This is a genomic window from Streptomyces sp. NPDC092045 (assembly GCF_044756005.1).
In the GTDB taxonomy this organism is placed as follows: Bacteria; Actinomycetota; Actinomycetes; order Streptomycetales; family Streptomycetaceae; genus Streptomyces.
In genome coordinates this window covers 37,596-49,756 of record NZ_JBIVSC010000023.1, presented here as the reverse complement: position 1 = coordinate 49,756, position 12,161 = coordinate 37,596, and the positions used below count along the sequence as shown (strand labels likewise).

The 12,161-nt window shown below is 70.8% G+C and carries 11 protein-coding genes; all 11 read right to left on the bottom strand.

Going from position 1 to position 12,161, the window contains the following annotated elements:
* Window positions 1-2: 2 nt before the first annotated feature.
* Genes nuoL through ACIQKA_RS31210 form a run of 11 tightly spaced genes read right to left on the bottom strand, consistent with a single transcriptional unit; the run spans window position 3 to window position 12,155 of the window.
* Window positions 3-1,895, bottom strand: coding sequence for an NADH-quinone oxidoreductase subunit L (gene nuoL, locus ACIQKA_RS31260; protein ID WP_383157077.1), 1,893 nt, complete (start codon window positions 1,893-1,895; stop codon window positions 3-5).
* Between the two features lie 10 nt (window positions 1,896-1,905).
* Window positions 1,906-2,205, bottom strand: a complete 300-nt coding sequence (gene nuoK, locus ACIQKA_RS31255; RefSeq protein WP_030208826.1) for an NADH-quinone oxidoreductase subunit NuoK — start codon at window positions 2,203-2,205, stop codon at window positions 1,906-1,908.
* Window positions 2,202-3,044 carry an NADH-quinone oxidoreductase subunit J gene (locus ACIQKA_RS31250; protein WP_383430378.1) on the bottom strand — a complete coding sequence of 281 codons (843 nt, stop codon included), beginning with the start codon at window positions 3,042-3,044 and terminating at the stop codon, window positions 2,202-2,204. Before ACIQKA_RS31250 ends, nuoK begins: the two co-directional genes overlap by 4 nt.
* On the bottom strand, window positions 3,041-3,640 hold the full coding sequence (nuoI, locus tag ACIQKA_RS31245; protein WP_383157084.1) for an NADH-quinone oxidoreductase subunit NuoI: 600 nt from the start codon (window positions 3,638-3,640) through the stop codon (window positions 3,041-3,043). Before nuoI ends, ACIQKA_RS31250 begins: the two co-directional genes overlap by 4 nt.
* Window positions 3,615-4,976, bottom strand: coding sequence for an NADH-quinone oxidoreductase subunit NuoH (nuoH, locus tag ACIQKA_RS31240; protein ID WP_402543045.1), 1,362 nt, complete (start codon window positions 4,974-4,976; stop codon window positions 3,615-3,617). The genes nuoI and nuoH overlap by 26 nt, the downstream gene beginning before the upstream one ends.
* Complete coding sequence (locus ACIQKA_RS31235; RefSeq protein ID WP_402543044.1) at window positions 4,973-7,471, bottom strand: NADH-quinone oxidoreductase subunit G; 2,499 nt, start codon at window positions 7,469-7,471, stop codon at window positions 4,973-4,975. Before ACIQKA_RS31235 ends, nuoH begins: the two co-directional genes overlap by 4 nt.
* Complete coding sequence (nuoF, locus tag ACIQKA_RS31230; protein ID WP_383157091.1) at window positions 7,468-8,820, bottom strand: NADH-quinone oxidoreductase subunit NuoF; 1,353 nt, start codon at window positions 8,818-8,820, stop codon at window positions 7,468-7,470. The genes ACIQKA_RS31235 and nuoF overlap by 4 nt, the downstream gene beginning before the upstream one ends.
* Window positions 8,817-9,557: an NADH-quinone oxidoreductase subunit NuoE gene (gene nuoE, locus ACIQKA_RS31225; RefSeq protein WP_366376359.1), complete on the bottom strand. Its 741-nt coding sequence runs from the start codon at window positions 9,555-9,557 to the stop codon at window positions 8,817-8,819. The genes nuoF and nuoE overlap by 4 nt, the downstream gene beginning before the upstream one ends.
* Entirely contained in the window at window positions 9,554-10,876 is a 1,323-nt protein-coding gene (locus ACIQKA_RS31220; protein ID WP_383157093.1) for an NADH-quinone oxidoreductase subunit D, read from the bottom strand. The genes nuoE and ACIQKA_RS31220 overlap by 4 nt, the downstream gene beginning before the upstream one ends.
* Window positions 10,873-11,604: an NADH-quinone oxidoreductase subunit C gene (locus ACIQKA_RS31215; protein ID WP_383157096.1), complete on the bottom strand. Its 732-nt coding sequence runs from the start codon at window positions 11,602-11,604 to the stop codon at window positions 10,873-10,875. Before ACIQKA_RS31215 ends, ACIQKA_RS31220 begins: the two co-directional genes overlap by 4 nt.
* Window positions 11,601-12,155: an NADH-quinone oxidoreductase subunit B family protein gene (locus tag ACIQKA_RS31210; protein ID WP_366376353.1), complete on the bottom strand. Its 555-nt coding sequence runs from the start codon at window positions 12,153-12,155 to the stop codon at window positions 11,601-11,603. The genes ACIQKA_RS31215 and ACIQKA_RS31210 overlap by 4 nt, the downstream gene beginning before the upstream one ends.
* Between the last annotated feature and the right edge of the window lie 6 nt (window positions 12,156-12,161).

Sequence of the window (12,161 nt, the reverse complement as noted above, 5' to 3'; positions counted from 1 at the left end):
AGTTACACCGCCCTCATCAGCAGGGTCGCGGCGATCAGCACCGCCGTACCTCCGAACATGGAGACCGCGTACGAGCGGGCGTAGCCGTTCTGGAGCTTGCGCAGCCGGCCGGAGAGCCCGCCGACGCCCGCCGCGGTGCCGTTGACCACGCCGTCCACCAGGGAGTGGTCGACGTAGACGAGCGAGCGGGTGAGGTGCGTGCCGCCCGTGACGAAGACGGCGTGGTTGAAGTCGTCCTGGAGCAGGTCGCGGCGGGCCGCCCGGGTGAGCAGCGAGCCGCGCGGGGCGACCGCCGGGACGGGCCGGCGCCCGTACTGGAGGTAGGCCAGGCCGACGCCGATCACCATGACGGCGACGGTGCAGGCGGTGACGGCGGCGGCGCCGATCGGCGGGTGGCCGTGCTCGTAGCCGGTGACCGGCTCCAGCCACTCGACGAACCCGGCGAACTCGAAGACCGCGCCTCCGGCGACCGAGCCGACGGCGAGCAGCACCATCGGGATCACCATGGACCTGGGCGACTCGTGCGGGTGCGGCGGGTTGCCGTTCTCGTCGGGCTGCCAGCGCTTCTCGCCGAAGAAGGTCATCAGCATCACGCGGGTCATGTAGTACGCGGTGATGGCCGCGCCGAGCAGGGTGACCGCGCCGAGGATCCAGCCCTCGGCGCCGCCCTTCGCGAACGCCGCCTCGATGATCTTGTCCTTGGAGAAGAAGCCGGACAGGCCGGGGAAGCCGATGATCGCCAGGTAGCCGAGGCCGAAGGTGACGAAGGTGACCGGCATGTACTTCCGCAGGCCGCCGTACTTCCTCATGTCGACCTCGTCGTTCATGCCGTGCATGACCGAACCGGCGCCGAGGAAGAGCCCGGCCTTGAAGAAGCCGTGCGTCACCAGGTGCATGATCGCGAAGACGTAGCCGATCGGGCCGAGGCCGGCCGCCAGGATCATGTAGCCGATCTGCGACATCGTCGAGCCGGCCAGCGCCTTCTTGATGTCGTCCTTGGCGCAACCGACGATCGCACCGAAGAGGAGCGTGACCGCGCCGACGATGGTGACGACGAGCTGCGCGTCCGGGGCGGCGTTGAAGATGTCGGCGGAGCGGACGATCAGATAGACACCGGCGGTCACCATCGTGGCCGCGTGGATGAGGGCCGAGACCGGGGTCGGGCCCTCCATCGCGTCCCCGAGCCAGGACTGCAGCGGCACCTGGGCCGACTTGCCGCAGGCCGCGAGGAGCAGCATCAGGCCGATCGCGGTCAGCGTCCCCTGCGAGGCCTGGCCGGTCGCCTCCAGGACCGGCCCGAAGGCGAAGGTCCCGAAGGTGGTGAACATGATCATGATGGCGATCGAGAGGCCGATGTCACCGACCCGGTTGACCAGGAACGCCTTCTTCGCGGCGGTGGCCGCGCTGGGCTTGTGCTGCCAGAACCCGATGAGGAGGTACGAGGCGAGGCCGACGCCCTCCCAGCCGAAGTACAGGAGCAGGTAGTTGTCGGCGAGGACGAGCAGCAGCATCGCCGCGACGAACAGGTTCAGGTAGCCGAAGAACCGGCGGCGCCGCTCGTCGTGCTCCATGTATCCGATGGAGTACACGTGGATGAGGGTGCCGACCCCGCTGATCAGCAGGACGAACGTCATGGAGAGCTGGTCGAGCTGGAAGGCCACGTCCGCCTGGAAGCCCTCGACGGGGATCCAGGTGAAGAGCCGCTGGTGCAGGGCCCGCTCCTCGGCCCCCTTGCCGAGCATGTCGGCGAAGAGCGCCAGGCCGATCGCGAAGGAGACGGCCGCGAGGAGCGTGCCGATCCAGTGGCCGACCCGGTCGAGCCGGCGGCCGCCGCAGAGCAGCACGGCCGCCCCGAGCAGGGGCGCCCCGACGAGCAGAGCGATGAGATTTTCCACGGTCAGCCCCTCACAGCTTCATCAGGCTTGCGTCGTCGACCGAGGCCGAGTGGCGGGCACGGAAGACGGACACGATGATCGCGAGCCCGACGACGACCTCCGCGGCGGCGACGACCATCGTGAAGAAGGCGACGATCTGGCCGTCGAGGTTGCCGTGCATGCGGGAGAAGGTGACGAACGCGAGGTTGCAGGCGTTGAGCATCAGCTCCACGCACATGAAGACCACGATCGCGTTGCGCCGGATCAGCACCCCGGCCGCGCCGATGGTGAACAGCAGGGCGGAGAGGTACAGGTAGTTGACGGGATTCACCGGTTGGCCTCCTCTTCGTCCCGGTCCCGGCCGAGCCGCTCCTCGGAGCGCTGCTCCAGGGCCTTGAGGTCGGCCATGGCCCCGGCGGACACGTCCCGGATCTGGCCCCGCTTGCGCAGGGTCCCCATGACGGTGAGCTCCGCCGGGGTGCCGTCGGGCAGCAGGCCCGGGACGTCCACGGCGTTGTGCCGGGCGTAGACGCCGGGCGCGGGCAGCGGCGGCACGTGCTTCCCCTCCCGGACGCGCTGCTCGGCGAGCTCGCGCTGGGTGCGGGCGCGTTCGGTGCGCTCGCGGTGGGTGAGGACCATCGCGCCGACGGAGGCGGTGATGAGGAGCGCGCCGGTGATCTCGAAGGCGAAGACGTACTTGGTGAAGATGAGGGCGGCGAGGCCCTCGACGTTTCCGCCGCGCGCGGCGTTGGCGGCGCCGAGGCCGGCGAACTCGGTGATCGAGGCGTTCCCGATGCCGGCGCAGAGCAGGACGCCGAAGCCGAGGCCGCAGGCGGCGGCCCACCAGCGCTGGCCCTTGAGCGTCTCCTTCAGCGAGTCCGCGGCCGTGACGCCGACCAGCATGACGACGAAGAGGAAGAGCATCATGATCGCGCCGGTGTAGACGACGATCTGGACGACGCCGAGGAAGTACGCGCCGTTGGCCAGGTAGAAGACCGCCAGGATGATCATGGTTCCGGCGAGGCAGAGCGCGGAGTGGACGGCCCTGCGCATCAGGATCGTGCACAGCGCGCCGACGACGGCGACGGTGCCGAGGATCCAGAACTGGACGGCCTCGCCGGTGGAGGTGGTGTACGCCGCGAGGGTCTCGGCGGCGAGGTGCGCGCTCACGCGTCCACCTCCTCGTCGGCGTCGTCCTTCTCCCCCTTGGAGACGGCGGTCTGGCGGACGGTGCCGGGCGCCGCGGTGGTGACGAGGCCCCGGTAGTAGTCCTGCTCGGTCATGCCGGGGAAGATCGCGTGCGGGGTGTCGACCATCTCCTCCTCCAGTCCCGCGAGGAGCTGTTCCTTGGTGTAGATCAGGTTCGCCCGGGAGGAGTCGGCCAGTTCGAACTCGTTGGTCATCGTCAGCGCGCGCGTGGGGCAGGCCTCGATGCACAGGCCGCACAGGATGCAGCGGGCGTAGTTGATCTGGTAGACGCGGCCGTAGCGCTCGCCGGGCGAGTAGCGCTCCTCCTCCGTGTTGTCCGCGCCCTCCACGTAGATGGCGTCGGCGGGACAGGCCCAGGCGCACAGCTCGCAGCCGACGCACTTCTCCAGGCCGTCGGGGTGGCGGTTGAGCTGGTGCCGGCCGTGGAAGCGGGGCGCCGTCGTCTTCTGCTGCTCCGGGTACTGCTCGGTCAGCCGCTTCTTGAACATGGCCTTGAAGGTCACGCCGAAGCCGGCCACCGGATTCTGGAAGTCAGACACCGTCCGTCTCCTTTCCATCACTCGCAGTAGCGGTATCGGGGGCGCCACTGGCAACGAGGTCCCGCTGGTGCCGCGGTCGGCGCCGGGGCACGGGCGGCAGGGTCTGTCCGGGCTTGGGCGGTACGGGGAAGCCTCCGGCCATCGGGTCGAAGTCCCGGTCCTCCTCGGGCGCGGGCGCCGCCGCCTTCGCCTTCCGGTCGCGGAAGAGGTCCACCACGAAGGAGAGGAGGAGCAGGGCGAGCACCGCCCCGGCCACGTACAGGACGATGTTCGTGAACGCGATGTTCTCGTTGCGCAGCGCCCGGACGGTGGCGACCAGCATCAGCCAGACCACGGAGACCGGGATGAGCACCTTCCAGCCGAGCTTCATCAGCTGGTCGTAGCGGACGCGGGGCAGGGTGCCGCGCAGCCAGATGAAGAAGAACAGCAGCAGCTGCACCTTGATCACGAACCAGAGCATCGGCCACCAGCCGTGGTTCGCGCCCTCCCAGAAGGTGGAGACGGGGTACGGGGCCCGCCAGCCGCCCAGGAAGAGGGTCACCGTCACGGCCGAGACCGTCACCATGTTCACGTACTCGGCGAGCATGAACATCGCGAACTTGATGGACGAGTACTCGGTGTTGAAGCCGCCGACGAGGTCGCCCTCGGACTCCGGCATGTCGAAGGGGGCGCGGTTGGTCTCGCCGACCATCGTGACGACGTAGATGATGAAGGAGACCGGCAGCAGGATCACGAACCAGCGGTCCGCCTGCGCCTCGACGATCGCCGAGGTCGACATCGACCCGGAGTAGAGGAAGACGGAGGCGAAGGCCGCGCCCATGGCGATCTCGTAGGAGATCATCTGCGCGCAGGAGCGCAGTCCGCCGAGGAGCGGGTACGTGGAGCCGGAGGACCAGCCGGCGAGGACGATGCCGTAGATGCCGACGGAGGCGACCGCGAGGACGTAGAGCATCGCGATCGGCAGGTCGGTGAGCTGCATCGTGGTGCGGTGGCCGAAGATCGAGACCTCGTTGCCCGCCGGGCCGAAGGGGATCACGGCGATCGCCATGAAGGCGGGGATCGCGGCGACGATCGGGGCGAGGACGTAGACGACCTTGTCGGCCTTCTTGACGATCACGTCCTCCTTGAGCATCAGCTTGACGCCGTCCGCGAGGGACTGGAGGAGGCCCCAGGGGCCGTGCCGGTTGGGGCCGACGCGGAGCTGCATCCAGGCGACGACCTTGCGCTCCCACACGATGGAGAAGAGCACGGTCACCATCAGGAAGGCGAAGCAGAAGACGGCCTTGACCGCCACGAGCCACCAGGGGTCCGTGCCGAACATGGACAGGTCTTCAGCGGCGAGCGGCACGCTCATGCCTGCACCTCCGTGACGTCGGCGGGGCGCGGGGTCGCCGGGCCGATGCGGACCAGGTCGCCCGGGCGGGCGCCGGTGTCGGAGAGGACGCCGTGCCCGGTCGAGTTCAGCGGGAGCCAGACGACGCGGTCGGGCATCTCGGTGACCAGGAGCGGGAGGGCGACCGAGCCGGCCGGGCCGGTGACCTCCAGGAGGTCGCCGTCCTTGACTCCGGTGTCGGCGGCGGTGTCGGCGGAGAGCCGGGCGACGGCCGCGTGCCGGGTGCCGGCGAGGGCGGTGTCGCCCTCCTGGAGGCGTCCGAGGTCGAGCAGGAGCCGGTGGCCGGCGAGGACGGCCTCGCCGTCGCCGGTGCGGGGCGCGGGCCGGCCGGGCTCGGCGGGCTCGGTGGCCCGCTCGTGGCTCCAGCCGCCGAGCCGGTCCAGCTCCCGCCGCACGGCCCTGAGGTCGGGCAGGGCCAGGTGGGCGTCGAGGGCGTCGGCCAGCATGTGCAGGACGCGGGTGTCGGTCGGGGCGAGCGGCCGGGTCATCTGCTCCGGCTTGAGCGCGGCCTCGAACATCCGGGCCCGGCCCTCCCAGTTGAGGAAGGTGCCGGACTTCTCGGCGACGGCGGCGACCGGCAGGACGACGTCGGCGCGGTCGGTGACCTCGCCGGGCCGCAGCTCCAGGGAGACGACGAAGGCCGCGTCGAGCGCCTCGCGCGCGCGTGCCGGGTCCGGCAGGTCGGCGACCTCGACGCCGCCGACGAGCAGGGCGGCGATCTCGCCGGTGGCGGCGGCCTCGACGATCTGGCCGGTGTCGCGGCCGTGGCGGACGGGGAGTTCGCGGACGCCCCAGGCGGCGGCGACCTCCTCGCGGGCGCGGGGGTGGGTCGCGGGCCGGCCGCCGGGGAGGAGCGCCGGGAGCGCGCCGGCCTCGACGGCGCCGCGTTCGCCGGAGCGGCGCGGGATCCAGACGAGCCGGGCGCCGGTGGCGGTGGCGGCGCGCAGGGCGGCGGTGAGCGCGCCGGGCACGCCCGCGAGGCGTTCGCCGACGGCGAGGACGGCGCCCTCCTGGCGGAGGGCCTCGGCGGCGGCGAGTCCGTCGCCGGTGAGGCCGACCCGGGAGGTGAGGGCGTCGAGCCACTCGGTCTCGGTGCCGGGGGCGGCGGGCAGCAGGGTGCCGCCGGTCTTCTCCAGGCCCCGGGTGGCGAACGCGGCGACGGCGTAGGTCTTCTGGCCGTGCTTGCGCCAGGCCTTGCGCAGCCGCAGGAAGACGCCGGGGGCCTCCTCCTCGGACTCCAGACCGACGAGGAGGACGGCCGGGGCGGCTTCGAGCGAGGTGTACGTGACGCCCGACCCGTCCAGGTCGCGGCCGTGTCCGGCGACGGCGGAGGCCAGGAAGTCGGCCTCCTCGCCGGAGTGCGTCCGGGCCCGGAAGTCGACGTCGTTGGTGTCGAGGGCGACCCGGGCGAACTTGGCGTACGCGTAGGAGTCCTCGACGGTCAGCCGGCCGCCGGCCAGGACGCCGGTGCGGCCTCGGACGAGCCCGCGGGCGGCGGCCTCCAGGGCCTCGGGCCAGGAGGCGGGCTCCAGTTCACCGGTCGCGGCGTTCCGCACGAGCGGGGTGGTGAGCCGGTCGCGCTGCTGCGCGTACCGGAAGCCGAAGCGGCCCTTGTCGCAGATCCACTCCTCGTTGACCTCCGGGTCCTCGGCGGCGAGCCGCCGCATGACCTTGCCGCGCCGGTGGTCGGTGCGGGTGGCGCAGCCGCCGGAGCACTGCTCGCACACCGACGGCGAGGAGACCAGGTCGAAGGGGCGGGAGCGGAAGCGGTAGGCGGCGGAGGTGAGGGCGCCGACCGGGCAGATCTGGATGGTGTTGCCGGAGAAGTACGACTCGAAGGGGTCGCCCTCGCCGGTGCCGACCTGCTGGAGCGCGCCGCGCTCGATCAGCTCGATCATCGGGTCGCCCGCGACCTGGTTGGAGAAGCGGGTGCAGCGGGCGCAGAGCACGCAGCGCTCGCGGTCGAGGAGGACCTGGGTGGAGATCGGGACGGGCTTCTCGTAGGTGCGCTTGACGCCCTCGAAGCGGGACTCGGCCTGTCCGTGGGACATGGCCTGGTTCTGGAGGGGGCACTCGCCGCCCTTGTCGCAGACGGGGCAGTCGAGCGGGTGGTTGACGAGCAGCAGCTCCATCACGCCGTGCTGGGCCTTCTCGGCGACGGGGCTGGTGAGCTGCGACTTCACCACCATGCCGTCGGTGCACGTGATGGTGCAGGAGGCCATCGGCTTGCGCTGGCCCTCGACCTCGACGATGCACTGGCGGCAGGCGCCGGCGGGGTCGAGGAGGGGGTGGTCGCAGAAGCGCGGGATCTCGATGCCGAGCTGTTCGGCGGCGCGGATGACCAGGGTCCCCTTGGGGACGGAGACCTCGATGCCGTCGATGGTCAGCGTGACGAGGTCCTCCGGCGGTACCGCCGCGCTGCCGCCTCCTGCCGGTCCGGACTCGGTGACGGTCATGCGGTCACCTCCTTGTGGTTGTCCGCCCAGGCGGTCGACTTGGCCGGGTCGAAGGGGCAGCCCTTGCCCGTGATGTGCTGCTCGTACTCCTCGCGGAAGTACTTCAGGGAGGAGAAGATCGGCGAGGCGGCGCCGTCGCCGAGGGCGCAGAACGACTTGCCGTTGATGTTGTCGGCGATGTCGTTGAGCTTGTCGAGGTCGGACAGTTGCCCCTTGCCGGCCTCGATGGCACGAAGGAGCTGGACGAGCCAGTACGTGCCCTCGCGGCAGGGGGTGCACTTGCCGCAGGACTCGTGGGCGTAGAACTCGGTCCAGCGGGTGACGGCCCGGACCACGCAGGTGGTCTCGTCGAAGCACTGGAGCGCCTTGGTGCCGAGCATGGAGCCGGCGGCGCCGACGCCCTCGTAGTCGAGGGGCACGTCGAGGTGCTCGTCGGTGAACATCGGGGTGGAGGAGCCGCCGGGGGTCCAGAACTTGAGGCGGTGGCCGGGGCGCATCCCGCCGCTCATGTCGAGGAGCTGGCGCAGGGTGATGCCGAGCGGGGCCTCGTACTGGCCGGGCGAGGCGACGTGTCCGGAGAGCGAGTACAGCGTGAAGCCCGGGGACTTCTCGCTGCCCATGGAGGTGAACCAGTCCTTGCCCCTGTTGAGGATCGCGGGAACGGACGCGATGGACTCGACGTTGTTCACCACGGTGGGGCAGGCGTAGAGGCCGGCGACCGCGGGGAAGGGGGGCCGCAGCCGGGGCTGGCCGCGGCGGCCTTCGAGCGAGTCGAGGAGCGCGGTCTCCTCGCCGCAGATGTACGCGCCGGCGCCGGCGTGCACGGTGAGTTCGAGGTCCAGTCCGCTGCCCAGGACGTTCTGCCCGAGGTATCCGGCGGCGTAGGCCTCGCGGACGGCCTCGTGGAGGCGGCGCAGGACGGGGACGACCTCGCCGCGCAGGTAGATGAAGGCGTGGCTGGAGCGGATCGCGTAGCAGGCGATCACGATGCCCTCGATGAGGGAGTGCGGGTTGGCGAAGAGGAGCGGGATGTCCTTGCAGGTGCCGGGCTCGGACTCGTCGGCGTTGACGACGAGGTAGTGCGGCTTGCCGTCGCCCTGCGGGATGAACTGCCACTTCATGCCGGTGGGGAAGCCGGCGCCGCCGCGGCCGCGGAGGCCGGACTCCTTGACGTACGCGATGAGGTCGTCGGGGCTCATCGCGAGGGCCTTGCGGAGGCCCCGGTAGCCCTCGTGGCGCTCGTAGGTCTCCAGGGTCCAGGAGTCGGGCTGGTCCCAGAAGGCCGAGAGGACGGGGGCGAGGAGCTTCTCCGGGCTGCTGTGGTTGATCTCGGTGGCCAAGGTCATCACTCCCCCTCCTGACCGGAGGTCTCACCGCGCGGGTGGACGATTCGACGGTGCGGCTGCTCGCCCTTGGCCAGTCGGAGGCCGACGAGCGAGGCGGGGCCCGCGCCGCCGGTGGCCTCGACGGCGCCGGGGCGCTCGTCGGGGAAGCCGGCGAGGATGCGGGCGGTCTCCTTGAAGGTGCAGAGCGGGGCGCCGCGGGTGGGTTCGACGGTCCGTCCGGCCCGCAGGTCGTCCACCATCTTCTTGGCGGACTCGGGGGTCTGGTTGTCGAAGAACTCCCAGTTGACCATCACGACGGGCGCGAAGTCGCAGGCCGCGTTGCACTCGATGTGTTCGAGGGTGACCTTGCCGTCCTCGGTGGTCTCGCCGTTGCCGACGCCGAGGTGCTCCTTCAGCTCGTCGAAGATGGCGTCGCCGCCCATGACCGCGCACAGCGTGTTGGTGCAGACGCCGACCTGGTAGTCGCCGGAGGGCTTGCGCCGGTACATGGTGTAGAAGGTGGCGACGGCGGTGACCTCGGCGGTGGTGAGGCCGAGGACGTCGGCGCAGAACGCCATGCCGGTGCGGGTGACGTGGCCCTCCTCGGCCTGCACGAGGTGCAGCAGCGGCAGGAGCGCGGAGCGGGAGTCCGGGTAGCGGGCGACGACGGCCCGCGCGTCCTCCTCCAGGCGGGCGCGGACGTCCGCCGGGTAGCCGGGGGCGGGGAGCTGGGGCATGCCCAGGCTGATCTGCTCGGTCATCGGTCGACGCCTCCCATCACGGGGTCGATGGAGGCGACGGCGACGATGACGTCGGCGACCTGGCCGCCCTCGCACATCGCCGCCATGGCCTGGAGGTTGGTGAAGGACGGGTCGCGGAAGTGGACCCGGTAGGGGCGGGTGCCGCCGTCGGAGACGACGTGCGCGCCGAGTTCGCCCTTGGGGGACTCGACGGCCGCGTAGGCCTGGCCGGGCGGGACCCGGAAGCCCTCGGTGACCAGCTTGAAGTGGTGGATCAGGGCCTCCATGGAGGTGCCCATGATCTTCTTGATGTGTTCGAGGGAGTTGCCGAGGCCGTCGGTGCCGAGCGCGAGCTGCGCGGGCCAGGCGATCTTCTTGTCGGCGACCATGACCTCGCCGGGCTCCAGGCGGTCGAGGCACTGCTCGACGATCCGCAGCGACTGGCGCATCTCCTCCAGGCGGATCAGGAACCGCCCGTAGGAGTCGCAGGTGTCGGCGGTGGGGACCTCGAAGTCGTAGTCCTCGTAGCCGCAGTACGGGTCGGTCTTGCGCAGGTCGTGCGGGAGGCCCGCGGAGCGCAGGATCGGTCCGGTGGCGCCGAGGGCCATGCAGCCGGCGAGGTCGAGGTAGCCGACGTCCTGCATGCGGGCCTTGAAGATGGGGTTGCCGGTGGCGAGCTTGTCGTACTCCGGCAGGTTCTTCTTCATGGTCTTCACAAACTCGCGCACGGCGTCGACGGCGCCGGGCGGGAGGTCCTGGGCGAGGCCGCCGGGGCGGATGTACGCGTGGTTCATGCGCAGGCCGGTGATCAGCTCGTACAGGTCCAGGATCATCTCGCGGTCCCGGAAGCCGTAGATCATGATCGTGGTGGCGCCGAGCTCCATGCCGCCGGTGGCGATGCAGACCAGGTGCGAGGAGAGCCGGTTGAGCTCCATGAGCAGGACGCGGACGACGCTGGCCCGGTCCGGGATCCGGTCGGTGATGCCGAGGAGCTTCTCCACGCCGAGGCAGTACGCCGTCTCGTTGTAGAACGAGGTGAGGTAGTCCATGCGCGTGACGAAGGTGGTGCCCTGCGTCCAGGTCCGGTATTCGAGGTTCTTCTCGATGCCGGTGTGGAGGTAGCCGATGCCGCAGCGGGCCTCGGTGACGGTCTCGCCGTCGATCTCCAGGATGAGGCGGAGCACGCCGTGGGTGGAGGGGTGCTGGGGCCCCATGTTGACGACGATCCGCTCGTCGTCGGCCTTGGCGGCGGACCGGGCGACCTCGTCCCAGTCGCCGCCGGTCACCGTGTAGACGGAGCCTTCGGTGGTCTCTCGCGGAGACGCGTGGGGAGTGGTCACGAGTAGGACCTCCGCTGGTCCGGAGCCGGGATCTGGGCGCCCTTGTACTCGACGGCGATGCCGCCGAGGGGGTAGTCCTTGCGCTGCGGGTGGCCCTGCCAGTCGTCCGGCATCATGATCCGGGTGAGGGCGGGGTGGCCGTCGAAGACGATGCCGAAGAAGTCGTACGTCTCGCGCTCGTGCCAGTCGTTCGTCGGGTAGACGGCGACGAGGGACGGGATCCTCGGGTCGGTGTCCGGGGCCGAGACCTCCAGCCGGATCATCCGGCCGTGGGTGAGCGAGCGCAGGTGGTAGACGGCGTGCAGCTCGCGGCCCTTGTCGTGCGGGTAGTGCACGCCGGAGACGCCGGTGCAGAGCTCGAAGCGGAGCGCCGGGTCGTCGCGCAGGGTGCGGGCCGTGCGGACCAGGTGCTCGCGCTCGACGTGGAAGGTGAGCTCGCCGCGGTCGACGACCGTCTTCTCGATGGCGCTCGAAGGGAGGAGGCCCTGCTCCTCCAGGGCGCCCTCGAGTTCGTCGGCGACCTCGTCGAACCATCCGCCGTAGGGGCGGGCGGCCGGGCCGGGGAGCCGGATCGAGCGGACGAGGCCGCCGTAGCCGGAGGTGTCGGCGCCGCTCTGGGCGCCGAACATGCCGCGCTGGACGCGGACCTCCTCGCCGTGGTCCCCGCGCTGGCCCGGCAGGTTCTGCGCGCTGAGGTCCTTCTCGGGGTTGGGTGTCTCGTCGCTCACCGGAGCAGACCCTTCAATTCGATGGTCGGCAGTGCCTTGAGCGCCGCCTCCTCCGCCTCGCGCGCCGCCTCCTCGGCGTTCACGCCGAGCTTGGAGGCCTGGATCTTCTGGTGGAGCTTGAGGATCGCGTCGATCAGCATCTCGGGGCGCGGCGGGCAGCCGGGCAGGTAGATGTCGACCGGCACGATGTGGTCGACGCCCTGGACGATCGCGTAGTTGTTGAACATGCCGCCCGAGGAGGCGCAGACGCCCATGGAGATGACCCACTTGGGGTCGGGCATCTGGTCGTAGACCTGCCGCAGGACGGGCGCCATCTTCTGGCTGACCCGGCCGGCCACGATCATCAGGTCGGCCTGGCGCGGCGAGCCGCGGAAGACCTCCATGCCGAAGCGGGCCAGGTCGTACCGGCCGGCTCCGGTGGTCATCATCTCGATGGCGCAGCAGGCGAGGCCGAAGGTCGCGGGGAAGACGGACGCCTTGCGCACCCAGCCCGCGGCCTGTTCGACCGTCGTCAGCAGAAAGCCGCTCGGGAGTTTCTCTTCGAGTCCCATAGGTGC